The 23,761-nt window shown below is 57.5% G+C and carries 27 protein-coding genes; 19 read left to right on the top strand and 8 right to left on the bottom strand.

Translation table 11 applies throughout. The features are described 5' to 3' along the window. The first annotated feature begins 1 nt into the window (after nucleotide 1). Genes nuoI through ACR0KC_RS05975 form a run of 10 tightly spaced genes read left to right on the top strand, consistent with a single transcriptional unit; the run spans nucleotide 2 to nucleotide 10,210 of the window. Nucleotides 2–496, top strand: coding sequence for an NADH-quinone oxidoreductase subunit NuoI (gene nuoI / locus ACR0KC_RS06020; RefSeq protein WP_170397042.1), 495 nt, complete (start codon nucleotides 2–4; stop codon nucleotides 494–496). After that, nucleotides 493–903 (top strand): carboxymuconolactone decarboxylase family protein, encoded by a 411-nt coding sequence (locus ACR0KC_RS06015; protein WP_010442761.1) that lies wholly within the window; start codon nucleotides 493–495, stop codon nucleotides 901–903. Before nuoI ends, ACR0KC_RS06015 begins: the two co-directional genes overlap by 4 nt. Beyond that, complete coding sequence (locus ACR0KC_RS06010; protein ID WP_170397038.1) at nucleotides 900–1,502, top strand: NADH-quinone oxidoreductase subunit J; 603 nt, start codon at nucleotides 900–902, stop codon at nucleotides 1,500–1,502. Before ACR0KC_RS06015 ends, ACR0KC_RS06010 begins: the two co-directional genes overlap by 4 nt. Nucleotides 1,503–1,506: 4 nt before the next feature. Next, the gene (nuoK, locus tag ACR0KC_RS06005) at nucleotides 1,507–1,812 is read left to right on the top strand and encodes an NADH-quinone oxidoreductase subunit NuoK (RefSeq protein ID WP_005984024.1); all 306 of its coding nucleotides are present in this window, start codon (nucleotides 1,507–1,509) and stop codon (nucleotides 1,810–1,812) included. Nucleotides 1,813–1,818: 6 nt separating this feature from the next. Then, nucleotides 1,819–3,948, top strand: coding sequence for an NADH-quinone oxidoreductase subunit L (gene nuoL, locus ACR0KC_RS06000; protein ID WP_480705432.1), 2,130 nt, complete (start codon nucleotides 1,819–1,821; stop codon nucleotides 3,946–3,948). Beyond that, the gene (locus ACR0KC_RS05995) at nucleotides 3,948–5,492 is read left to right on the top strand and encodes an NADH-quinone oxidoreductase subunit M (RefSeq protein ID WP_170403976.1); all 1,545 of its coding nucleotides are present in this window, start codon (nucleotides 3,948–3,950) and stop codon (nucleotides 5,490–5,492) included. Before nuoL ends, ACR0KC_RS05995 begins: the two co-directional genes overlap by 1 nt. A gap of 15 nt (nucleotides 5,493–5,507) precedes the next feature. After that, nucleotides 5,508–6,950, top strand: coding sequence for an NADH-quinone oxidoreductase subunit NuoN (nuoN, locus tag ACR0KC_RS05990; RefSeq protein ID WP_480705430.1), 1,443 nt, complete (start codon nucleotides 5,508–5,510; stop codon nucleotides 6,948–6,950). A 54-nt stretch (nucleotides 6,951–7,004) separates the two neighbouring features. Next, a complete protein-coding gene (locus ACR0KC_RS05985) occupies nucleotides 7,005–7,754 on the top strand; it encodes a biotin--[acetyl-CoA-carboxylase] ligase (RefSeq protein WP_170397030.1) in 750 nt (249 codons plus the stop codon). Nucleotides 7,755–7,766: 12 nt separating this feature from the next. Further along, a complete protein-coding gene (locus ACR0KC_RS05980) occupies nucleotides 7,767–8,546 on the top strand; it encodes a type III pantothenate kinase (RefSeq protein WP_170397028.1) in 780 nt (259 codons plus the stop codon). Continuing rightward, nucleotides 8,543–10,210, top strand: a complete 1,668-nt coding sequence (locus ACR0KC_RS05975) for a ribonuclease J (RefSeq protein WP_480771599.1) — start codon at nucleotides 8,543–8,545, stop codon at nucleotides 10,208–10,210. The genes ACR0KC_RS05980 and ACR0KC_RS05975 overlap by 4 nt, the downstream gene beginning before the upstream one ends. Here ACR0KC_RS05975 and ACR0KC_RS05970 read toward each other — a convergent pair. Continuing rightward, the gene (locus tag ACR0KC_RS05970; protein ID WP_480705426.1) at nucleotides 10,207–10,908 is read right to left on the bottom strand and encodes an NUDIX hydrolase; all 702 of its coding nucleotides are present in this window, start codon (nucleotides 10,906–10,908) and stop codon (nucleotides 10,207–10,209) included. The genes ACR0KC_RS05975 and ACR0KC_RS05970 overlap by 4 nt on opposite strands. After that, entirely contained in the window at nucleotides 10,905–11,303 is a 399-nt protein-coding gene (locus ACR0KC_RS05965) for a DUF983 domain-containing protein (RefSeq protein WP_480705424.1), read from the bottom strand. The genes ACR0KC_RS05970 and ACR0KC_RS05965 overlap by 4 nt, the downstream gene beginning before the upstream one ends. Before the next feature lie 221 nt (nucleotides 11,304–11,524). On the opposite strand from ACR0KC_RS05965, the gene ACR0KC_RS05960 reads away from it, so the two are divergent. The 4 genes from ACR0KC_RS05960 to ACR0KC_RS05945 are packed head-to-tail and all read left to right on the top strand — an operon-like array spanning nucleotide 11,525 to nucleotide 13,408. Beyond that, nucleotides 11,525–11,980: an EF-hand domain-containing protein gene (locus tag ACR0KC_RS05960; protein WP_170403961.1), complete on the top strand. Its 456-nt coding sequence runs from the start codon at nucleotides 11,525–11,527 to the stop codon at nucleotides 11,978–11,980. Between the two features lie 6 nt (nucleotides 11,981–11,986). Further along, nucleotides 11,987–12,601, top strand: coding sequence for an RNA polymerase sigma factor (locus tag ACR0KC_RS05955; RefSeq protein ID WP_170403958.1), 615 nt, complete (start codon nucleotides 11,987–11,989; stop codon nucleotides 12,599–12,601). Then, nucleotides 12,594–12,938, top strand: a complete 345-nt coding sequence (locus ACR0KC_RS05950; RefSeq protein WP_170397018.1) for a hypothetical protein — start codon at nucleotides 12,594–12,596, stop codon at nucleotides 12,936–12,938. Before ACR0KC_RS05955 ends, ACR0KC_RS05950 begins: the two co-directional genes overlap by 8 nt. Continuing rightward, the gene (locus ACR0KC_RS05945; protein ID WP_170397015.1) at nucleotides 12,935–13,408 is read left to right on the top strand and encodes a periplasmic heavy metal sensor; all 474 of its coding nucleotides are present in this window, start codon (nucleotides 12,935–12,937) and stop codon (nucleotides 13,406–13,408) included. The genes ACR0KC_RS05950 and ACR0KC_RS05945 overlap by 4 nt, the downstream gene beginning before the upstream one ends. 4 nt (nucleotides 13,409–13,412) lie before the next feature. Here ACR0KC_RS05945 and ACR0KC_RS05940 read toward each other — a convergent pair whose 3' ends face one another. Continuing rightward, nucleotides 13,413–14,813, bottom strand: coding sequence for a diguanylate cyclase (locus tag ACR0KC_RS05940; RefSeq protein ID WP_480771598.1), 1,401 nt, complete (start codon nucleotides 14,811–14,813; stop codon nucleotides 13,413–13,415). An 89-nt stretch (nucleotides 14,814–14,902) separates the two neighbouring features. On the opposite strand from ACR0KC_RS05940, the gene ACR0KC_RS05935 reads away from it, so the two are divergent. The 5 genes from ACR0KC_RS05935 to ACR0KC_RS05915 all read left to right on the top strand — a co-directional run bounded on the left by ACR0KC_RS05935 (nucleotide 14,903) and on the right by ACR0KC_RS05915 (nucleotide 19,281). Continuing rightward, nucleotides 14,903–15,187: a DUF3572 domain-containing protein gene (locus tag ACR0KC_RS05935; protein WP_170397013.1), complete on the top strand. Its 285-nt coding sequence runs from the start codon at nucleotides 14,903–14,905 to the stop codon at nucleotides 15,185–15,187. A gap of 19 nt (nucleotides 15,188–15,206) precedes the next feature. Next, nucleotides 15,207–15,902, top strand: coding sequence for an HAD family hydrolase (locus ACR0KC_RS05930; protein WP_480705417.1), 696 nt, complete (start codon nucleotides 15,207–15,209; stop codon nucleotides 15,900–15,902). A gap of 113 nt (nucleotides 15,903–16,015) precedes the next feature. After that, the gene (locus tag ACR0KC_RS05925) at nucleotides 16,016–17,575 is read left to right on the top strand and encodes a trimethylamine methyltransferase family protein (protein WP_170403942.1); all 1,560 of its coding nucleotides are present in this window, start codon (nucleotides 16,016–16,018) and stop codon (nucleotides 17,573–17,575) included. 123 nt (nucleotides 17,576–17,698) lie between these two features. Then, nucleotides 17,699–18,286 (top strand): heme NO-binding domain-containing protein, encoded by a 588-nt coding sequence (locus tag ACR0KC_RS05920; protein ID WP_170403939.1) that lies wholly within the window; start codon nucleotides 17,699–17,701, stop codon nucleotides 18,284–18,286. Next, entirely contained in the window at nucleotides 18,283–19,281 is a 999-nt protein-coding gene (locus tag ACR0KC_RS05915; RefSeq protein ID WP_170403937.1) for a GGDEF domain-containing protein, read from the top strand. Before ACR0KC_RS05920 ends, ACR0KC_RS05915 begins: the two co-directional genes overlap by 4 nt. A gap of 24 nt (nucleotides 19,282–19,305) precedes the next feature. Here ACR0KC_RS05915 and ACR0KC_RS05910 read toward each other — a convergent pair whose 3' ends face one another. The 5 genes from ACR0KC_RS05910 to ACR0KC_RS05890 form a co-directional block, all read right to left on the bottom strand. Beyond that, nucleotides 19,306–19,992, bottom strand: a complete 687-nt coding sequence (locus tag ACR0KC_RS05910; RefSeq protein ID WP_480705413.1) for a CbiX/SirB N-terminal domain-containing protein — start codon at nucleotides 19,990–19,992, stop codon at nucleotides 19,306–19,308. Between the two features lie 72 nt (nucleotides 19,993–20,064). Continuing rightward, on the bottom strand, nucleotides 20,065–20,997 hold the full coding sequence (locus tag ACR0KC_RS05905) for an AEC family transporter (protein ID WP_170800016.1): 933 nt from the start codon (nucleotides 20,995–20,997) through the stop codon (nucleotides 20,065–20,067). A 44-nt stretch (nucleotides 20,998–21,041) separates the two neighbouring features. Continuing rightward, nucleotides 21,042–21,839 (bottom strand): MBL fold metallo-hydrolase, encoded by a 798-nt coding sequence (locus tag ACR0KC_RS05900; RefSeq protein ID WP_480771597.1) that lies wholly within the window; start codon nucleotides 21,837–21,839, stop codon nucleotides 21,042–21,044. Then, complete coding sequence (locus tag ACR0KC_RS05895) at nucleotides 21,836–22,642, bottom strand: TatD family hydrolase (protein ID WP_480705409.1); 807 nt, start codon at nucleotides 22,640–22,642, stop codon at nucleotides 21,836–21,838. The genes ACR0KC_RS05900 and ACR0KC_RS05895 overlap by 4 nt, the downstream gene beginning before the upstream one ends. Continuing rightward, the gene (locus tag ACR0KC_RS05890) at nucleotides 22,642–23,760 is read right to left on the bottom strand and encodes a DNA polymerase III subunit delta' (protein ID WP_480771596.1); all 1,119 of its coding nucleotides are present in this window, start codon (nucleotides 23,758–23,760) and stop codon (nucleotides 22,642–22,644) included. Before ACR0KC_RS05890 ends, ACR0KC_RS05895 begins: the two co-directional genes overlap by 1 nt. Between the last annotated feature and the right edge of the window lies 1 nt (nucleotide 23,761).

Genomic DNA, 23,761 nt, shown 5'->3' with positions numbered 1-23,761 from the left:
TATGACTCAAATCGACTACACCCGCGCCGCCAAGTATTTCCTGCTGCAGGACTTCTGGGTCGGAATGAAATTGGGCTTGAAGTATTTCTTCGCCCCAAAAGCCACCGTGAACTACCCGCATGAAAAGGGGCCCTTGTCCCCGCGGTTCCGGGGTGAACATGCCCTGCGCCGTTATCCGAACGGTGAGGAACGCTGCATCGCCTGCAAACTGTGCGAAGCGATCTGTCCTGCACAAGCCATCACCATCGATGCCGAGCCGCGCGAAGACGGAAGCCGCCGCACCACGCGCTATGACATCGACATGACCAAATGCATCTATTGCGGTTTCTGCCAGGAGGCATGTCCGGTTGATGCCATCGTCGAGGGCCCGAATTTCGAATTCGCCACCGAAACCCGGGAAGAGTTGTTCTACGACAAGCAGAAACTGCTGGATAACGGCGAACGCTGGGAAGCCGAAATCGCTCGCAATCTGGAAATGGACGCGCCGTACAGATGAGTGACAGTCCGACAAATCCGTTCGAGCTGATGATGAAGCAAGCTCAGGACATGGCAAAGGCGATGAACCCGGCGATGGAGAATTTCTCGCCCAAAGGGTTCGAGGCGCTGTGGCCAACCATGCCCAAAGAGGTCATGGAGATGATGTTCGGCAATACCGTCAACAAGGACGGGCTGGACGCCAAAACTCGCCTTCTGCTGACGCTGGCCGGGCTGACCTGTCAGGGCGCTCAGGCGGACTCGGCGGTGCGTCAGACCGTGCGCCATGCGCTTGAGGCTGGCGCCAAGAAACAAGAGATCGTGGAAACGATCGGTCAGATGTCGGTCTTTGCCGGCATCCCGGCCATGACCCGCGCGCTGGATCTGGCGCAAGAGGTCATGGGCGACAACGAGGATGAGGATCAATGACCGTCTTTGCCTTCTATCTGTTTGCCATCAGCGCCATCACCGGCGGGCTGTTCACGGTGATCAGCCGCCAGCCGGTGCATTCGGTGCTGTGGCTGATCCTGTCCTTTCTGTCCTCGGCGGGCCTGTTCGTGCTGCTGGGGGCTGAGTTCGTGGCGATGCTGCTGATTATCGTTTATGTCGGCGCGGTTGCGGTTCTGTTCCTCTTCGTGGTGATGATGCTGGATGTGGACTTTGCCGAGCTGAAGGCCGAGATGGCGCGCTACATGCCGCTAGCGCTGTTGATCGGATTGGTGATCCTGATGCAGTTCGTCATGGCCATCGGAGCATGGGACAGCGCGCAGGGTGCCGCCGCCAATCTGGCGCAGCCGGTACCGAGCGACCGCCACAACACTGAGGCGCTAGGCGTCATTCTATACGATCAATACTTCCTTCTGTTCCAACTGGCGGGCCTGATCCTGCTGGTGGCCATGATCGGTGCCATTGTGCTGACACTGCGCCACCGTCAGGACATCAAGCGTCAGGACATCATCGGCCAGATGATGCGCGACCCGGCCAAAGCGATGGAGTTGAAGGACGTGAAACCGGGGCAGGGACTTTGAGACGATGATCGGACTTGAACACTATCTTACGGTCGCGGCGACGCTATTCGTCATCGGCATCTTCGGTCTCTTCCTGAACCGCAAGAACGTCATCATCCTGCTGATGAGCATCGAGTTGATGCTGCTGGCGGTGAATATCAACCTCGTGGCGTTCTCTAGTTTCCTCGGCGATCTGGTCGGGCAGGTCTTTACGCTGTTCGTGTTGACAGTTGCGGCGGCTGAGGCGGCGATTGGTCTTGCCATTCTGGTCTGCTTCTTCCGCAACCGTGGCACCATCGCGGTTGAAGACGTCAATATGATGAAGGGGTAAGAGAATATGGAAACCACCATCCTCTTTGCCCCGCTCGTGGGTGCGTTGATCTGCGGTTTTGGCTGGCGCTTCATTGGTGAGAAAGCCGCCATGTGGACTGCCACGGGCCTGCTGTTTCTGGCCTGCCTGCTCAGCTGGATCGTCTTCCTTTCATTTGATGGCCACACCCAGCAGATCGAGATCATGCGCTGGATCGAAAGTGGTTCGCTGTCGACAAGCTGGGCCATTCGTCTGGACCGTCTGACGGCGATCATGCTGATCGTGGTGACGACCGTTTCGGCGCTGGTTCACTTGTATTCGTTCGGCTACATGGATCACGACCCGCAATGGCGTGAAGGCGAAAGCTATAAGCCGCGTTTCTTTGCCTATCTGTCGTTCTTCACCTTCGCCATGCTGATGCTGGTGACGGCGGACAATCTGGTTCAGATGTTCTTTGGCTGGGAAGGCGTGGGTGTCGCCTCGTACCTGCTGATCGGGTTTTATTATCGCAAGCCCAGCGCCAATGCAGCGGCGATGAAAGCGTTCATCGTGAACCGAGTGGGCGATTTCGGCTTTGCGCTGGGGATCTTCGCGCTGTTCTTCCTGACCGACAGCATCAATTTCTCAGACATATTCGCGTCGGCCCCGGCATTGGCGGAGGAAAAACTGAGCTTCCTCTGGGGTGAGTGGACTGCGATCGAGGTGATCTGTGTTCTGCTGTTCATTGGCGCGATGGGTAAATCGGCGCAGTTGATACTACACACCTGGCTGCCGGATGCGATGGAAGGTCCGACCCCTGTGTCCGCGCTGATCCACGCTGCGACCATGGTTACCGCAGGTGTGTTCCTGGTCTGCCGTATGTCGCCGCTGATGGAGTTCGCACCGGGGGCCACCGGGTTCATAGCCTTCCTTGGCGCTTCGACTGCGTTTTTCGCAGCAACCGTGGGCTTGGTGCAGACCGATATCAAGCGGGTCATTGCGTATTCGACCTGTTCGCAATTGGGTTACATGTTTGTCGCCGCCGGCGTTGGCATGTACTCAGCCGCGATGTTCCATCTGCTGACGCACGCGTTCTTCAAGGCGCTACTGTTCCTTGGTGCCGGTTCAGTGATCCATGCGATGCATCATGAGCAAGAGATGACCGAGTACGGCGGTCTGCGGAAGAAAATCCCCTATACGTTCTGGGCGATGATGATCGGCACGCTGGCCATTACCGGTGTGGGCATCCCGCTGACCACGTTTGGCTTCGCCGGGTTCCTGTCGAAGGATGCCATAATCGAAAGCGCCTTTGTAGGTGGCACAGGTTATGCCTTCTGGATGTTGGTAATCGCAGCGGTGTTCACCTCATTCTACAGCTGGCGTCTGATATTCCTGACCTTCTATGGCGAGCCGCGTGGCGACAAGCATACGCATGAGCACGCGCATGAAAGTCCGATGGTCATGCTGGTCCCGCTGGGGGTACTGTCTCTGGGCGCGGTGTTCTCGGGGATGCTGTGGTACAATCAGTTCTTCGGCTACACCGATAAAGTGGCCAAGTTCTACGGTATTCCGCTGGCGGAAGAGACTGGCGGTCATGGCGAAGTTGCCGCAGACGCATCTCATGGTGAGGCCAAGGCAGATGACGACCAAGGCGACGCGAAGGCTGATAAAGGTGAGGGTGACTACAAGGCGGACAAAAAGCATGCCAGCTTTGGCGGTGAGCCGGGCGAAGGCGCGCTGTATATGGCACCTGACAATAATGTCCTGAACGATGCGCATGAGGCTCCGAAATGGGTCAAAGTATCGCCTTTTGTTGCCATGCTGCTGGGTTTTGTCGTCGCCTATTGGTTCTACATCGTGAACACGTCGCTGCCCGCTCGTCTGGCGGCGAACCAGCGGCCGCTGTACCTGTTTCTCAAGAATAAGTGGTACTTTGACGAGATCTACGACGCGATCTTTGTCAAACCTACCATTGCGCTAGGTCGGTTCCTGTGGAAACGCGGTGACGGCAACACGATTGATGGCTTCCTGAACGGGGTTTCGATGGGCGTCGTGCCCTTCTTTACTCGCCTCGCAGGCAAAGCTCAGACGGGTTACATCTTTACTTACGCCTTCTGGATGGTTTTGGGCATCGCCGCTCTTGTCACCTGGATGTCGATCGGCGGAGGCGCAAACTAATGGACAATATCCTATCTATTGTCACCTTCATCCCCGCCATCGCAGCAGGCATTCTGGCCCTGTTTCTGCATGGCGAGGACGTAGCCGCGCAGCGCAACGCCAAATGGGTTGCGCTGGTTGCCACAACCGTGACCTTTCTGGTCTCAATCGGCATCTATACCGGCTTTGATCCGTCCAACACCGGCTTCCAGATGGTGGAAGAGGGCGAGTGGCTGCTGGGCCTGAAGTACAAGATGGGTGTCGATGGTATCAGCGTTCTTTTCGTGCTGCTGACCACCTTCATCATGCCACTGACCATTCTGGCCAGCTGGCAGGTCACGGACCGGGTCAAGGAATACATGATCGCATTCCTGCTGCTGGAAACGCTGATGCTGGGCGTGTTCATGGCGCTGGATCTCGTGCTGTTCTACCTGTTCTTCGAGGCGGGCCTGATCCCGATGTTCCTGATCATCGGTATCTGGGGCGGCAAAGACCGCATTTATGCCAGCTTCAAGTTCTTCCTATACACCTTCCTCGGCTCGGTGCTGATGCTGGTGGCGATGGTTGCGATGTATGCGGATGCGGGCACCACGGATATCGAGGCGCTGATGAGCCATCAGTTCTCGTCCGAAGGGTTTAGCGTACTGGGCATCTATATCGTCGGCGGCATGCAGACGCTGATGTTCCTGGCCTTCTTCGCGTCGTTCGCGGTGAAGATGCCGATGTGGCCGGTGCATACCTGGCTGCCGGATGCGCACGTTCAGGCGCCGACGGCAGGTTCGGTCGTGCTGGCGGCGATCCTGTTGAAGATGGGCGGCTATGGCTTCCTGCGCTTCAGCCTGCCGATGTTCCCGGTGGGGTCTGCGGTGATGACCGATGTGGTGCTGTGGATGTCGGCGATTGCTGTTGTCTACACCTCTCTGGTCGCGCTGGTGCAGGAGGATATGAAGAAGCTGATCGCCTATTCCTCGGTCGCGCATATGGGCTTTGTGACCATGGGTATCTTTGCAGCGAACCAGCAGGGCATTGATGGCGCGATCTTCCAGATGCTCAGTCATGGGTTCATTTCCGCAGCGCTCTTCCTGTGTGTTGGCGTGATCTATGACCGGATGCACACCCGCGATATCGAGGCGTATGGCGGTTTGGTCATCCGGATGCCGGCTTACGCTCTGGTCTTCATGCTGTTCACCATGGCCAATGTTGGCTTGCCTGGTACATCAGGCTTCATCGGGGAATTCCTGACCCTGATGGGCGCATTCCAGGTCAACACCTGGGTGACGGCTGTGGCTGCAACCGGTGTGATCTTCTCAGCGGGCTATGCGCTGTGGCTCTATCGCCGGGTAGTCTTTGGAGATCTGATCAAGGAAAGCCTCAAGGCCATCACAGACATGAGTTCGCGCGAGCGGCTGATCTTCGCGCCGCTGATCGTGATGACCATTCTGCTTGGGGTTTATCCCTCGCTGGTGACCGATGTGATCGGGCAATCCACCGCAGCGCTAATCTCGAACTATGACACGGCTCTGGCCGCGGCTGAAGCCGCAACCCAGACAGCCGCTTCGCATTAAGGGGGCTTTGGAGACATGATCCAGGCTGATCTGACAATCATCCTGCCGGAAATTGTTCTGGCAATTTATGCGATGGCGGCGCTGATCGGGGCTGTCTACACCACCAAGGATGCTCTGGCTCCCATACTGGTCTGGGCCACTTCAGGTCTGATGGCGGTGTTGGCAATCTGGATTGCGATGAATGGCGAAGGTACCAACGTGGCCTTCAACGGCATGTTTGTGGATGACGGCTTTGCCCGATTTGCAAAGGTTGCGATTCTGCTGTCTGCCGCTGCGGTATTGCTGATGAGCCAGGAATATATGGCGCGCCGCGATCTGCTGCGCTTTGAATATCCTCTGCTGGTCGCACTTGCGGCTGTCGGCATGATGATGATGGTTAGCGCAGGCGATCTGATGTCGCTTTATATGGGGCTTGAGCTGCAGTCGCTGTCGCTTTACGTCGTGGCCGCCTTGCGGCGCGACAGTGCCAAATCCACCGAAGCCGGTCTGAAATACTTCGTGCTGGGCGCGTTGAGTTCTGGCTTGCTGCTCTATGGTGCGTCGCTGGTTTACGGCTTCACCGGCACCACGCTGTTCTCGGGCATCATCCAAACGGTGCATCATGGAGATGTCTCGATTGGCCTCCTGTTTGGCCTAGTGTTCATGATCTCGGGTCTGGCGTTTAAGGTCTCGGCCGTGCCGTTCCATATGTGGACGCCGGATGTGTATGAAGGGTCTCCGACCCCGATTACTGCGTTCTTCGCTACCGCTCCGAAAGTGGCTGCGATGGCCCTGTTCGCGCGCCTGATGCATGATGCCTTCGGAGGCGTGATCAAGGATTGGCAGCAAGTGATCGTGCTGCTTTCGGTCCTGTCGATGCTGCTGGGCGCGGTTGCGGCCATCGGGCAGCGGGACATCAAGCGGCTGATGGCGTTTTCGTCGATTGCCCATATGGGATATGCTCTGATCGGACTGGCCGCCGGGACCGAGATGGGCATCAAGGCAATGCTAATGTATCTGGCCATCTATGTGACGATGAATATCGGAACCTTCGCATTCATCCTGATGATGGAGCGTGATGGCAAACCGGTCACTGATATTGATGCGCTACGTCAGTTCTCGAAGCGCGATCCGGGTAAAGCTCTGGCGGTCCTGATCCTGATGTTCAGTCTGGCGGGCGTGCCACCGATGCTGGGCTTCTTCGCCAAGTTCGGCGTCTGGCAAGCGGGTATCGATGCCGACCTGTTCGGGCTGGTGATCGTCTCGGCCATCGCCTCGGTCATCGGTGCGTTCTACTATCTGCGGATCGTGTTCTACATGTATTTCGGGGCGGAGAATGAAGACCCGATCGAGATCCGCTCGACCCCGGTTTTGTGGGCAGCGCTGATGGGCTCTGCGGCTCTGATGTTGATTGGCGTATTTTATCAGTTCGGTGTGGAAGGGGCAGCTGCAGCTGCTGCGGCGACGCTTGTCAACTGATACTGCCGCGTTTCGATCAACCGAGGCTCGGTCGCGCGACCGGGCCTTTTTGACATGAGCGAATGGCCGCAGGGATATGGCCTGCATATACTGAAAGAAGTCGACAGTACTCTGAATGAGGCGGTGCGGCTTGCGCCAACAGCGACCGGTCCGGTCTGGATCATGGCACATCATCAGACCGCCGCGCGTGGTCGGCGCGGGCGAGCTTGGGCCAACCCAAAAGGTAATCTGGCAGCGACTTTGCTGATGCGCCCGCCGGGTGATCCGGAACAGGCGGCCCTTCGAAGTTTTGTCGCAGCGCTCGCCCTATATGATGCCTGTGTGGCGGTAACGGGGCGCGCAGTAGGTTTGGCACTGAAATGGCCCAATGACGTGCTGCTCAACGGCGGAAAACTAGCGGGTATCCTGCTAGAAAGCACGGGGCAGGGCCGGGGGGTGTCACATCTGGCGATAGGTATTGGGGTGAACCTGTCCGAGGCACCGGGCACTGATCGCGTCGAAGCCGGAGCGGTGCGACCTGTTTCTCTGCTCTCGGAAACCGGCGCGCTCACCACCCCCGAGGATTTTCTGACCGAACTGGCGGTAGCTTATGCGCATTATGAGACCCAGTTCATGACCTACGGGTTCGAACCGATCCGCACCGCCTGGCTATCCCGAGCAGCGCGGTTGGGCGAAGTCATAACCGCTCGTACAGCCACGTCCGAAACGGTTGGAACCTTCGAAACGGTAGACGTGGGTGGCAGCCTTGTCCTAAACACCGCCAAGGGCCGGGTCAGCATTCCGGCTGCGGATGTGTACTTCTGAAAGGGGCGCGGGATGCTTCTGGCGATTGATTGCGGCAATACCAACACCGTTTTCTCGATCTGGGATGGCGAAAAGTTCCTGTGCACTCTGCGCACCTCAACCCACCATGCCCGCACAGCGGATGCCTATTTCACCTGGTATTCAACCTTGGTGAAACACTACGGTATCGAAGCTGATATCTCGGATGTGATCATCGCCTCAACCGTGCCACGCGTGGTGTTCAACCTGCGGGTCTTTGCTGATCGCTTTTTTGGATGCCGGCCGATTGTTGTTGGCAAGCCAGATTGCCTGCTGCCGGTCAATCCGCGCGTGGACGAAGGCACCGTGCCCGGTCCGGACCGGTTGGCCAACGCGGCGGCGGCGTTCGACCGCCATGGCGGCAATGTGGTTGTGGTTGACTTTGGGACCGCCACGAATTTCGACGTGGTCGCAGCCGACGGCGCCTACGTCGGTGGTATCATCGCCCCTGGCGTGAACCTGAGCCTTGAGGCACTGCATCAAGGTGCCGCGGCGTTGCCGCATATCGACATCACGAGACCCGAAAAAGTGATTGGAACAAACACGGTTGGCTGTATCCAGTCCGGCGTGTATTGGGGATATTCCGGCCTGATTGAAGGGCTGATCTCGCGCGTGAAAGCTGAATACGGAATGGCGATGAAAGTCGTCGGTACCGGGGGCCTGGCGCCTCTGTTTGATCAGGCTGACGTGGGTTTTGACGCTATCGAGGATGATCTGACGATGCACGGGTTGACCGTGATACATCGCTATAACAAGGAAAATGGCTCAACATGAGCAGTGAACGACTGATCTATCTGCCGCTGGGCGGTGCAGGCGAAATCGGCATGAATGCCTATGTCTATGGTTACGGCAAGCCGGGGCAAGAGCGGTTGATCCTTGTGGATCTTGGCGTTGCCTTCCCGGACATGGACACCTCGCCCGGCGTGGATCTGATCTTTGCAGACATCACCTGGCTTAAAGAGCGTGCCGATCAGCTGGAAGCAGTTTTTGTCACCCACGCGCACGAAGATCATGTCGGGGCGGTGGCCCACTGTTATGAGGCTTTGGGCGCGCCGGTCTACGCGCGCGCTTTTACCGCCAATATCGCGCGTCGCAAGATGGAAGAACGCGGCCACCCGACCGAGGCGGTGCAAACTGCGTCTCCATGGCCCGACCAGATCAAGGCTGGCCCGTTTACCGTTGGTTTCCTGCCGGTTTCGCATTCCATCCCTGAAAGTGCAGGGCTCGTTATCGACTCGCCTTCCGGGCGCGTGGTGCATACGGGGGATTTCAAGCTCGATTCCAACCCGGTCGTGGGCGAACCATTCGATCCCGATCTGTGGGCCGAGGTGGCAAAGCCCGGCGTCAAAGCGTTGGTCTGTGACAGTACCAATGTGTTCTCAAGCCATCCCGGGCGTTCGGAATCCGAAGTCGGACCCGAGATCACCCGTCTGGTTCAAGAGGCCAGCGGCATGGTCATCGCAACCACGTTTGCCTCGAACGTGGCACGCGTGAAAACGCTGGCAGAGGCGGGACAGAAAGCCGGCCGTTCGGTCGTACTGCTGGGTCGTGCGATGCGGCGTATGATCGAGGCGGCGACCGAGACCGGCATCCTGACCGATTTTCCAAAGGTTATCAGCGCCGAAGAGGCCGTCGATGTGCCACGCGCGAACCTGATGTTGATTGTGACTGGCAGCCAAGGCGAACGCCGCGCAGCCAGCGCCCAACTGGCGCGCGGTAAGTATCGCGGACTAGAAGCGAAAGAGGGCGATCTGTTTCTGTTCTCGTCCAAGACTATTCCCGGCAATGAACGTGGCGTGATCCGCATCATGAACCAGCTCAGTGAGAAGGGAGTGGATGTAGTCGATGACAGCTCTGGTCTGTATCACGTCTCGGGTCACGCCAACCGGCCTGATCTTGAGAAGGTTCACGCTCTGATCGATCCGCAGATGGTCATCCCGATGCATGGCGAACACCGCCACTTGCGTGAGCATGCCAAACTGGCCGAAACGGGCGGACGTACTGGGATTCTCGCTGTTAACGGCACTATGCTGGATCTGACTGGGAATGCGCCCAAAGTGGCGGATTATATCGAGACTGGCCGGACCTATCTGGATGGTACAGTCAAAATCGGCGCCTTGGACGGCGTGGTGCGCGACCGGATTCGCATGGCGCTGAACGGCCATATCACCATCACGGTGATATTGGACGAAGAAGACGAACCGCTGGGTGAGCCGTGGTGCGATACGATGGGCCTGCCCGAAATGGGATCATCCCGCGCGGGGCTGATTGAGGTGCTGGAAGAGGACCTGAACCAGTTCCTGATGCGTGCGGGCGCAAAGACGCTGCGTGATGACGACAAACTGGAAGAAGGGTTGCGCCGGATCGCACGTCAGACCGCGCAGGCCGAGATCGGCAAGAAACCCGAGGTAACAGTGGTTGTTAGCCGAATGCGTTAATCTGCATAGGGCATCGGATAGCCCCGAAGCTGCAGGAAAAGGCTGGCCTCTTCGTTGTTGAGAAAGAAGGGAACGGTTTCAGGCGGGTTCGGGTCCTCTGCACGGGCAGCGACTTCGGCCAGAACAACTTCGGTGATGAAGGGCAGGTCGAACTCTCGTGCTTGGCTGATCTTGACCCATTGCAAATGCGATAGCTCGTCCGAGGCATGCGTGAAGTCGTCAAGATCCCCCTGAATCGCGTCCGCATCGACCAGAAAGAACCTGGCGTCGAACCGGCGGGGTCGCCCCGGCGGTGTGACTGCGCGAAAGACAAATTGCAGTGCTTCTGCAGACGGCAGGTAGCCCATCGCCGCAAAGCTTTGCCAATCGGCCGGGATCGCGCCTTGCCAATCCCCTTGTTGCCCCAGAACAAGCCCGGTTTCTTCCCACAACTCTCGGATCGCCGCGACAGCCAGAGAGGTCTGCAAGTTTGGCGCTGATTGTTGTGACAGGCGATCGGTGCATAGATCGGGCAATGGCGTACTGAGCGGGATGCCTGCATCGGAAGCATCAACCGCGCCGCCCGGGAATACGAATTTGTTCGGCATGAACGCAGCCTTGGCGCCGCGTTGGCCCATCAGGATCGACGGGTCTCTGAACCGATCACGCAATACGATTACGGTAGCAGCATCCCGGATTGCGGTTTTATCCGTCGTCATCCGGCCTTGCCAAACCCGTGCATCCGCCGCGCCCATTGATAGGCGACAACGGCCCCTTTGAGACGGGGCAGAAGGAACAGGGATAGCGCGACGCAGCCGATCGAGAATGCAATCGCCATGGTCCATGGATCGGGACGCCACTGCACGTAAGAGACATGAAGGGCGGGTGCCAGAAGGTGCCCCACCAGCAGGATCGTCAGGTAGGCCGGGCCGTCATCAGCGCGATGATGGAACAATTCCTGCCCGCATTCCGAACAGGTGTGATTCACCTTGAGATAGCTGTGCAACAGCGCACCCTCACCGCAATTCGGGCATTTGCACCGGAACCCTCGGATCAATGCGGGTTTTGTTGGGCGGTCTTCTTCGAGCGAACTGTCAATAGTTTGGTCAATCATATGTATCTCGCGCATCTTTCCTGAAGGCATTTAGGCAGGATCAGACCCAACGGAAAAGGGGGGTGCGTCGCTTTGTGGCGCTGCTGCTTAGCGTATCATTTTCTATTGGCGTTTCAAATAAACCAAAAAAAGTTGTGCCGGAAGCGACGGAAACCCGCCCAAGCCGCGTTTGAATAGGTATCAACAGCGGCAAATGGCCGCCAAATTCAGGGAACTATGTAATGAAAACCAAAAGCTTCATTTCGGCAATCGTCGTAGCTGCAGTTACTGTGACCGGCACTTCCGCTTTGGCCAAGGGCCCGCGTGCGACATTTCAGGAACTGGATGCCGACGGGGACGGGCAGGTGACTCAGGCCGAGATCGAGACACATCGCAACCAGAAATTCACCGCTGCCGATACGGATGGCGACGGCCAACTGAGCGTCGAAGAAATGCAGGCTGCGGCGCAGACCAAGGCCAACGAGCGTGTTACCAAGATGTTCGAAAAGCACGACGCAAATGCGGATGGTTTCCTTAGCGAAGATGAATTGCCGAAACCGCGCCGCGCCTCCAAGATGTTCGAGCGCATCGATGCCGACGGCAACGGTTCGATCTCAGAACAGGAATACGCGGATGCAAAAGATAAAATGGGCCGGAAACACAAGCGGCATCAGAAGTCGGACACCGACAACAACTGATACGGGATGGAGGATCTGACCTCTTATCCCGACATCGAGCATGGCGGAACACCTGCCATGCCCGAGCCCAGCGACGAAGAGTTGCTGGGCCGGTTTTCTGATGGCGATGCTACGGCGGCCCGCCTGCTGACCGGGCGGTTGGGGCCGCGAAGTTATTCCGTGGCTTTGCGAATGCTGGGAAACCCAGCAGAAGCAGAGGACGTGACGCAAGAAGCGATGATGCGCCTTTGGAAGATGGCACCTGACTGGGTGCCGGGGCAGGCGCAGTTATCGACCTGGCTCTATCGCGTAACACTGAATCTATGTGTGGACTTGCGCCGGAAAAAGCGGCCTCAAGCGTTGGACAATGTGGCCGAACCCGAAGATGAGACTGCCAGTGTGGTCGACCAGATGCAGGAGAGTGCCCGCAAGGACGCGTTGCAGGCTGCATTGGAGCATTTGCCGGACCGGCAGCGGCAGGCTGTGGTTCTGCGGCACATCGAAGAATTGTCCAATCCCGAAATCGCGGGGATCATGGATATTTCGGTCGAGGCGGTTGAAAGCCTGACCGCGCGTGGCAAACGATCTCTGACCGCGATACTGGCGGGGCGTCGGGATGAACTGGGGTACGAACATGGCTGATCAAGATAACGAACTCGACCATCTGTTTGCACGGGCGCGTGCGGCGCGGGATACGTTTCCTGACGATCTTGCGGTTCGCATCGAAACGGATGCCGAAGCCATACGTCTGGCCCGGACTGCAAGACCGCAGCGGCGGACATGGCGGCAAAAGATAGGCGTTATCGGGGGGTGGCAAGGGTTGAGCGGTCTTGTGGCCGCAAGCGCAGCTGGCGTCTGGATCGGGTTCTCCGCTCCGGCCTTCTTGCCGGACCCTGTTGATTATTTCATCTCACAAGAGACGACCTATCTGATGGCCGATCTGAATTTAGACGAAAACTATCTGGAGGACGCAGAATGAGCGATCATCCCGCACCCAAACGCAAATGGATGCCGATATTGCTGGTTGTCTCTCTTGCTTTGAATCTGCTGATTGTCGGAGTCATTTTGGGTGCGGCATTGCGCTTTAAAGGAAGCGCTCATGCCGATGCGCCTCCGGGATTTGGCCCGGCGCTGTATTATGCGCTGCCAAAGTCGGATCGAAAGGCTCTGAGGGGTGAGTTGTCGGACCTGCGCGGAAAAGGATCACATCGTCGCAAGCAGGATTTTACTGCTCTCAGTCAAGTGCTGAGGGCCGTGCCTTTCGATCCCGCAGCGGTTGCGAGTCTTTTGGCACAGCAGTCGAAGGCAACTGCTGATCTGCAGACTGCGCTTCATCAGCAATGGCTGGCCCAGATCTCGGCCATGAATGATGACCAACGTGCCGCTTACGCGGACCGGCTGGAGGACGTGGTTAAACGCGGCCCGCGTAAACACAAAAAACGGGACTGACTAGTCACGCTGCGCTTTGCCGAATCTGTACCTGGTTGCGGCCCGCTTTTTTGGCGGCATAAAGTGCTTTGTCCGCCGAGCTGATCAATCGACCAACCGGGTCTGTTTCGCCTGGATGAGAGAGTTCGGGCGGGGTACATAATTTCACCCCCACGCTGATCGTTACGGGTACTGGGGCCGGACGATCCGGCAGCTGAAAAGGTTTTTCGCAAATTGTTTCACAAATCTGTTTCGCTTGCTTCAGCGCTTGGTCGGTTGAGGTATTCGGTAGCCCGATCATGAACTCTTCGCCGCCGATACGTGCGACAAAACCGGTTTTTCCTATCACGACTCGCAGCCTTTTCGCGGTTTCGGTCAGAACTAAATCCCCCGCAGCGTGACCGTAACGGTCATTGATTGCCTTGAAGTGGTCCAGATCGGCCAGCATCACAGCGAATCCGTGTTCCGTTTCTGGGGCCTGAAGCGCGATCTGGTCCAGCGCGCGCATCGCATAGCGGCGATTGAACAGTCCGGTCAGCGGATCGATCAGGGATTCGGCCAAATCCCTGCGCAATGTCGCTCGCAATCTGTCGTCTCGGGTCTTGCGGGCGATCAGAGTTTCAAGCCGCAAGCATATCTCATCTGTCTGAAACCCGCCCATGCAGACCGCATCAGCGCCTCGGTCCAGCGCCTCGGCCGCAAGTGCGGGATTATCATCCGGCAACACACCGATCAGCACCGTATTTCGTGTCGCACCGCGCGACCGAAGATCTGCCAGTAGGTTCCGCCCCGAGCTATTCGGTGCAAGCTCAACAATAATCGCGTCCGGGATCGTTCCGGACAGGATGCCTTTGAGATCAGGCATAGTATGGCCGGTCACACGATGCCGGGTTTGATGGGTCAGAGCATTACTCCACAACGCGCTGGTTCGAACTGTTTGCGTCAGGATCGCGATCTCTGCCATCGATGGCGGGGCGATCAGCACCTGTGGCGCCTCGCCAAAGCCAATGGTTTGGGCCGAACCTTCGATGTTTAATTCCTGCCGTTCGGCGCGCGTACGTAACAAGCTGCGCACGCGGGCCAATAGAAGTGTATCCTTGAACGGATAGCCAAGCACATCATCCAGCCCGTCAGACAGTGCCTTCAAACGCGCTGCTTTGTCGTTTTGCGGTGCAATCGCAACAATCGGCACATCGATCAGAGCAGGATCTGCCGCCATCACTTTCTTAACATCCGCAGCGCTTCCGTCGGGCAGAGTTTGCGCTGTAAGAACCAGATCAGGCCGTGTCCGCCGCAGCAATGCACCAAGCCCGGCCAGTTTCTCTCCCTGCACGACATGGTACCAGGCGGCCGTCAACTGAACCTTGAGCATTATGCGATTGGTCGAAACACCGTCGAGGACGAGTATGGTGCCTTGTACAGACATAGCCATTCACCGTTTGATTGCATGCGTTGCTAAAGTGTTTATGAGTCTGGTTAACAAACCCTTTCCAACACAGTGTCCGAGGCCAGTTTATGCCGATCTCCGCCAATTCCGCTGAAACTCTGGCCCTGAATGTGCTGGGCTGGCTGGTGGGAAATGATGAGTTGCTGCCCGTTTTCCTGGGGGCGACAGGTGCCTCGGAACAAGATTTGCGCGACCGTGCGGGTGAGGCTGAATTTCTTGGGTCTGTGTTGGACTTTCTGCTGCTTGACGATTCATGGGTGATCGCTTTTTGTGACGCCAATTCCGTGCCCTACGAAGAGCCGGGTCAAGCCCGTGCCGCGTTGTCCGGAATTTCGGATATGCACTGGACCTAACCCAAAGGAAATTTGTTTCATGGCAATCGACGCCCTCGTGTTCGACAAGGACGGTACTCTTTTTGATTTTGCAGCCACTTGGGGTGCGTTCGGGCGTATCGCGATGCTGCAGCTCTCTGATGGAGATGTGCAGCGCGCGACAGAGTTGGGGAAGGCCATCGGATTTGATTTTGAACAAGAGAGCTACGACCCGAATAGCGTAGTCATCGCCGGAACGGTCGATGAAGTTGCTGCAGCCCTGACACCGCATTTGCCTGAGGTATCTCTGGGGCACCTGATCGAAACACTCAACCGGGCGTCAGCGAACGCAGAGCAGATCCAAGCCGTTCCCTTGGCACCATTCCTTGCCGAGCTGCGGCGCGCCGGGCTGAAACTGGGCGTTGCGACGAACGATGCTGAAATGCCGGCCCTGCGGCACCTGCAGTCCGTTGGTGTGCGGGACCATTTTGATTTTGTAGCCGGATATGACAGCGGACATGGTTACAAGCCAGGTCCGGGGCAGCTATTGGCCTTTGCTCAGCATGTCGAGGTCGCGCCATCTCGTGTTGCGATGGTTGGTGACAGTCTTCACGATCTAGAGGCGGGACGCGCCGCAGGGATGGTCACCATCGGGGTTCTGACCGGCATGGCGACGGCCAAAACACTCGAACCGCTGGCGGATGTCGTCTTGCCCAACATCGGGCACATTCCCGGCTGGTTGTCGAAAACCGAATAACCTCGGTTCCAAATCGCCGGGTTGGATAATAAAACCGACAACTCTTGTCGCAGACAGAACGGCGATACTGAATCTTCGGGGCTTTCATAGGAGTGAAAGCGCGGAGGATGGTGATGGCTGAGAGCAAGACACGCAAACGTCGCGGTGGTGGACGCGCGGGCGCAGCCGCGAGGCGCGGCGCGGCGGTGATCGAGCAGATGCCCTGGAACCCGCCCACAAACATCGACAAGCCAATCGAGCCGTTGGGACCCGAGGGAATCGAAGCGGTTCACGAAGGTGCCATGCGGATTCTCGAAGAGATCGGCATCGAGTTCTACAATCAAGAAGCCATCGGGATCCTGCGCAAGGCGGGCTGTACAATTTCCGGCGACAACGTCCGTATGGACCGGGATTTCGTGATGGAAATGGTGGGCAAGGCGCCCAGCAAATTTACCATCACGCCGCGCAACCCGGAGCATCAGATCGAGATTGGTGGCAGGACCATTCTGTTCGGCAATGTTTCATCCCCACCAAATTATTGGGACATGGAAATCGGAAAAAAAGTGCCCGGCACCCGGCGGATGTGTCAGGACCTGCTGAAGCTGACGCAATACTTCAACTGTATCCACTTTGCAGGTGGATATCCGGTTGAGCCGGTCGATATCCACGCCAGCATACGGCACCTTGATGTGCTTTATGACAAGCTGACCCTGACCGACAAGGCAATGCATGCCTATTCGCTGGGGAAAGAGCGCGTCGAAGACGTGATGGAGATGGTGCGTATCGCGGGTGGCCTGAGCCACGAGGAATTCGAGGCCACGCCCCGCATGTACACTAACATCAACTCGACCTCACCGTTGAAACACGACCATCCAATGATCGATGGCTGCCTGCGGCTTGCGCGGCGTGGGCAGGCAATTGTCGTGACGCCTTTCACTCTGGCCGGGGCGATGGCCCCTGTAACGATGGCTGGCGCAGTGGCACAATCGCTTGCCGAAGCGCTGTGCGCGATTGCGTTGTTTCAGTATGTTCGCCCGGGTATTCCATGCGTGATCGGGACCTTTACTTCGAATGTCGATATGAAATCCGGTGCGCCTGCATTCGGGACACCGGAATACATGCGCTCGACCCAGATGACTGGGCAGATGGCACGGTATTATGGCTTGCCTATGCGGTCCTCGGGCGTTTGCGCGGCAAATGTGCCCGATGGGCAGTCGGTTTGGGAAACCTCGAATTCCCTTTGGGCGGCGGTGCAGTCAGGCACCAACATGGTATATCATGCGGCAGGCTGGCTTGAAGGAGGCCTTATCGCAAGCCCCGAGAAATTCATCATGGATTGCGAAATCCTGCAGCAGATTCAGCGGTATATGCAGCCGGAACTGACAGCAACGGGCCCGGATGACATCGCCCTTGAAGCGATCCGGTCTGTTGGAAACGACGGGCATTTCTTTGGCATCCAACATACGCAAGATCGCTATACCACCGCATTTTATCAGCCGTTCCTGAGTGACTGGAAAAACTTCGAAGCCTGGGAAGCAGCTGGTGGTATCTGGACTGCGGAACGTGCCCATCGGATGTTCAAGGAGATCGTGAACAATTTCGAAGCCCCGAAGATGGATGAGGCGATCCGCGAGGAGCTGGCCGAGTTTGTTGAGCGCCGCAAGGCCGAAGGCGGTGCGCCGACCGATTTCTGATCGCTGCCCAATCCGCCCCTCAGTTTGGGATTAGATCGGATTCTCATAATCCCGTATCGGATTTTGGGTTTTTGTTAAGTTTTCTGCGATCACTTGAGAGTGTCTTTCAATCTGAGGCGACTCATGCACGGGCTGATCAACAGGGCGATCCAATCCTTTGTCTGCGCCACCTACGGGCGTCAATGCTGGTTGCGCGCGACTCATACGGCCGGGCTGGGATTTGACGAGTTCGAGGCGATGTTGATCTATGACGCGGAGATATCGACCCGAGTGCTCGACGCTTTGTGCGCTGACTTGAACCGCCCAAAATCCGAATTTCTTGAGGATTTGGGCACTTATCTGGTCTCACACTCGAACATGGAAGATCTACGCAGGCTATTGCGTTTTGGCGGGGTCACCTATTTGGAGTTTCTGCATTCGCTTGATGATCTGTCGGATCGCGTCCGCCTCGCTGTGTCCGATCTGAGATTGCCGGATTTGGAACTGCAGGAACACTCGCCCGGGGAATATCACCTGCACTGTACTCCTGATTTGCCGGGGTATTCCAGCGTCATGACAGGTGTACTACGAGCCATGGCGGATGACTATGGGGCGTTGGTGATCCTGTCCAATGAAGGGTGCCAAAACGGGGCTGAGTTGATTTCTATCACATTGATCGAAAGCGCGTTTGCCGAAGGGCGTCACTTTGATCTTGGGGCACGTAAATCATGATCAAGACCGCAGATCTTGGACAGTTGCTGGACACCTTATGTCCGATGTTCGTCCTTGTAGATGACATGGGGCGGATCGGGCAGGTTGGACCAACTCTGCAGAAGCTACGTCCGGATCGGCCTATGGTCGGCCGAAGCTTTCTGGATGTCTTTGAACTGGTGCGCCCTCGCTCAATCACGACAGTAGCTGCGCTGATGATGGTGCCGGACCGAAAGCTACACCTCAGGTTTCAAGACCGGCCGCAGACTGCGTTCAAAGGTCTGATTGCGCCGTTTCCTGGCGGAAGCGGGGCGGTCATCAACCTGTCGTTTGGAATTTCGATACTGGATGCGGTACGCGACTATTCTCTGACCAGCACCGATTTCCCGGGCACTGATCTGGCCATAGAATTGTTGTATCTGGTCGAGGCAAATTCTGCCGCGATGGAAGCGTCACGCTCACTGAACTTGCGTCTGCAAGGTGCGATGCTGGCGGCAGAAGAACAAGCCTATACGGACACGTTGACCGGGCTGAAAAATCGACGTGCGATGGATCATATTCTGGGGCATTTGATTTCGTCGAAATCGAGTTTTGCAATGATGCATCTGGATCTGGATTTCTTCAAATCGGTCAATGATCGATTGGGGCATGCTGCAGGGGACTATGTTCTGCAGCAAGCCGCAAAGATCATGCTGGACGTCACACGCAGCGACGACACGGTTGCCCGAGTCGGGGGTGATGAGTTTGTCTTGATTTTTAAGGGCATGAACGATCGTACAAAGCTTGATGGTATTGCAGGGCGCCTGATTTCACGCCTGTGCAAGCCGATGCAGTTCGATGGGGCAACCTGCCGTATATCGGCAAGTATTGGTACAGCACTCTCGACACAATTCGAAGTGCCCAAGGCCGAGGATATTCTTCATGCCGCCGATCTGGCTTTATACGCCGCGAAACGAAGCGGGCGATCCTGCCACCGTTTCTATTGCGAGCTATCGGATGCGCAGCATTCCGGTTGACGCAGGTGGCCCCCCTTTGCTTCGCTACAGTGTATCCAACGTCGCCGCGATGTGTCGCTTGACCTGAGGAAGCTCTGAAATCACGGGCATTACGTGTCCGTGAAAGCTGGCGCGGGCAAGTTCCTCGGGTACATCTTCCAAAACATGGCCTCCGGTGCAGGCAAAAAACGGCAGGCACAGCGCCTTGCCACCGCACCCGGTGGCGGCGTCCGCAATTGATGGGGTTTGCTCAACGAACCCGGTGCGAATGCTATTGAACGCGGTAAGCCGACCCAGATTCTCGGCGAAACCCTTTGCGACAATGGCCGGATTGGCGCTGCGGCCCGAGCCATGTGCAGCGATCACAAGATCTGTGTCCGCCGCGCTCCAAACCCTGTTCGTCAGTTCCTGATGTATGGCCGCTGTAATCAGGGCAGGCAGTTCGGGATCGATACCCATGGGGTCCAGAATCGTGACAGAACGCTGGCCAATCCGCTTTGGCAGAGCGCTGGTGACAAACCAGCCGCGCGCCATGAATAAGGGGTAGATAACCGTGTCGCTGGTCAATCCATCAAGGCAATTTTCCAACGCCTGCGGGGCTGCCAATGTGGCCGACGATACCGAAACCCGTTGACATAACTCATCTACCTCTCGCGCAAAGGCTGCTAGCGCAGCTTCTGCAGGTGCAGGGTCCGAGGGTTGGCCATGGGCGACGATAACGGCGTGTGTCATGCAGGGCTCCGGATAGGTTCTGCGATAGATGTATTGCTGGTGGGCAGAGTCAATGCGGTGTTGGCAATTTCGTCATCCCAGCAGAGTCAGCCACAACCAGACCGTCAATATCGACGCGGTCGTTCCGATCAGAACCGACGATGCGGCGACGCGTTTGGCATGGCCATACATGTTAGCGAAAATATACGAATTGATCCCCGGCGCCATGGCCGCCGTCAGTACGCCCGAGCGGAACAGGTCTTGCGGCAGCGCCAGAGATGATCCGAAGAACCAAACCAGGCTTGGGTGCAGCATCAACGAGATACAGCAAACGAAGATAATGGTGCGCAGATCGCCCTCGGGCCGGTACTTGACCAGCACGCCCCCCAGCGCGAACAGGGCACCGGGCAAGGCCGCGCGGGTGATCAGGTTCAAGGCTTCGTCCACAACTCCGGGTATGGCCAGTCCAGTGAGGTTTACGACAAACCCCAACGAGATCCCAAGAATGAGTGCATTCTTGAACATGGCCGACAGCACGGATTTCAACATCCGCACTCCGCCGTTGCCGCGGTTTCGAAGCACCTCCATCACCGTGATGCCGAGACAATAGCAAAAGGGTGAGTGGAACGCGATGATTGTGAAGTTGCCAACTAGATTTTCGACCCCATAGGCGCGCTCGGTAATAGGCAACCCCAAGAGGACCGAGTTTGAAAACAGACAGCAAAATCCAATAGCAACCGAATCCTCCCACGCGCGTCCGAAGATCAGGCGCGCACCGATCATACCAGCGACAAAACACAGACCAGCTGCTGAATAGAAACTGACCAAAAGCCGAGGATCGAAGCTGGTGCCGAGATCGAGATTGGCAATGGCGAGAAACAGTAGGCAGGGAATGGCAAAGTTCTGCGTGAAACTCATTAACCCATCGATATGGGTTTCGCGAAAATAGCCGAACTTCGTCGCCGTGTATCCGGCACCGATGACCAGAAACACCGGCAGGATGACATCAATCAGGCTTTGTAACATGGCGGAGCCATACGGGGTATCGTAAGCGCGTGTAGCAGCATGCCTTACAGGGCGTGCCGGATCACCATGCCATCATAGGCAGGCGTGATATGATCCGGTGTTTCCGCATCGACCGTCGCATAATCCAGATCGATATGCATGTTGGTCAAAACGGCGCGTTTAGGTTTCAACTGGTCAATCCAGCCCAGCGTCTTTTCCAGATGGGCATGTGTCGGATGCGGGGAACGACGCAGAGCGTCAATAATCAGGCAGTCCAGATTCGCCAGTTCAGTCATGCTCTCATCATAAAGCTCTGCTACATCAGGCAGATAAACGACGTTTCCCATCCTGAAGCCAAGCGCATCGATTGATCCGTGGTTTACGCGAAATGGTCGAAGCGGGATCAGGCCGCCAGGGCCGGAAATTTCGAACGGCCCATTGATTGTCTTGAGATCGAGTATCGGCGGATACGGCGATCCCTCGGGCTGAACGAAGGCATAGCCAAACCGGCTGAGCAGATCGTTCTGCGTGTCACCATCGGCCCAGACAGGGACGCGGGTTTTCATGTTGAAGACGATCATCCGCAGATCGTCGATCCCATTCATGTGATCCGCATGGGAATGCGTGTAGACGACACCGTCCAATCGCCCCGTCCCGGTGTCCAGCAATTGGCTGCGCATATCCGGTGATGTGTCGATCAGAACCGAAGTTGTCCCATCCGGCCCGTCACGTTCGACCAGTAACGAGCATCGCCGCCGCTGGTTTTTCGGGTTTTCCGGATCACAATCACCCCAATGCCCCCCAAGACGGGGGACGCCACCGGATGACCCGCAGCCCAGAATTGTCAGGCGCAGCTCGCTCATGCAGCCGCCTTGTATGTGGCGGCTTTAGTGAAGAGCCGATCAAAATTGGCCTGCGTTTTTGCGGCGAAATCTGCGTAATCCAATCCGAAGACCTCAGCTCCTTTACGGGCGGTGTGTGCCGTATAGGCGGGCTCATTCCGTTTACCGCGATATGGTGGGGGGGCAAGATAGGGCGCATCGGTTTCGACCAGAATTCGGTCAACAGGTGCCGAAGCGAAGATATCGCGTAGTTCTTGGCTTCTTGGGAAGGCCGCGATGCCGGACATGGACAGGTAAAAGCCCAGATCAAGCGCGGCCCGGGCCAGTTCTGCCGACGAAGAAAAGCAATGCATGACGCAGGAATAGGGCGCATTGCGATGCTCTTCGGTCAGAATGCGGGCCATGTCGTCATCAGCAGCGCGCGCGTGGATGATCAATGGCAGGCCGGTGCGCTGGGCGGCCTCGATATGGATGCGCAGTGATTGTTTCTGCACATCCGCCGACTCGGCCGTGTAGTGATAATCAAGCCCGCTTTCCCCAATGCCCACGAACTTGGGATGCTTAGCCAATGCGACCAGCTCATCGACCGTGGCCATCGGCTCATCAGCGGCGCTCATCGGGTGGGTGCCTGCAGCGTAGAAGACTGGGGAGTGAGCCTCGGCGATGGCGCGCACAGCGGGTTCGTTGCGCAGCCGGGTGCAGATGGTCACCATGCGGGTCACGCCAGCCTCGGCAGCGCGGGCGACGATATCATCCAACTGACCGTCGAAATCAGGGAAATCCAGATGGCAGTGGCTGTCGGTAATTTCGGGGGTGAGGCTCATCAGCTGTGACCGGCGGTTTCCTGTATCTTGAACACCGTATCTAGGACAAGCGAGGCAGGGTCAAGGTTCACCGCCTGCCCATGCCGCGCGCGCGTCGTGATGAGCGCGGCGACCTCCGCCCATTGGCGGGCCTTGTGCTGCGAGTTAGAGAGGCGCGACAGAGTTTCAGCCTCATTCGGGGCGGCCTCGGGTATGGGGGCGGCACCTTTTGCACCTGTCAGCGCCAAACGCGAGAGCGCAACGTCGATCAGCGAAAGCAGCAGATCAAACCGTTCCGCAGCACCTCGCGGAGCAGCCGCTTCTGCCAGTTTCAGGGTGCGCTGGCGGTCGAGCCGGGGAAGGGAGCCCAGAATTGCAATCAGCTCGGCATAAAGCTCTAGCCCGCCGAGATTGATCAAGCGGACGGCATCACCCACTGACCCGGCGGCGAGGGCTGCCAAATGTTCAGCCCGACTAGGGATTTCTGTGCCGGTCTGCACTAGCGCGGCCTTCATGTCATCTGCGTCAAGGGGTGAAAGCCGCAGCGTGCGGCAACGCGAACGGATGGTCGGCAGCAGGCGCGAAGGTAGGTGTGAAATCAGCAGCAGCGTCGTGCGCGCTGGCGGCTCTTCGAGCATCTTCAGCAGCGCATTGGCAGCACTGACATTCATTTCATCCGCTGAATCGACGATAACAACCCGGCGACCACCATCGGCAGAGGACAGGCCGAAGAACTTGCCCAATTTGCGGATGTCATCGACAACGATTTCGTTGCGCAGCCGTCCCTGATCGTTGACGGACCGGGTGATTGCGGCAAGGCCGGGCTCGGCCCCCGCCTGGATTCGGTGAGCGACGGGGTGGTCCGGGTCGATGTCCAACGTCTCAGGCGCAGGAGGGGCGCCAAACAACCCGCCTTCATCTGCCGGAGGTGTGGCCAACAAAAACTGTGCAATGCGCCAGGCAAGGGTAGCCTTGCCCACACCCCGCGACCCCGTCAGCAACCAGCCGTGGTGCAGCCGGCCCGAGTTATACGCGGTTAAAAACGCCTCTTGGGCCGCATCCTGTCCGAACAGCTTGAGAGTTTCGCGCGGATGCGGGGCACCAGGGGCCTGATCCGGTGTTTGGATATCGTCGCTCATG

This window comes from Ruegeria sp. CF3 (genome assembly GCF_056537365.1).
The sequence above is the reverse complement of the archived record's forward strand: the minus strand, read 5'-3'. Positions and strand labels throughout refer to the sequence as shown.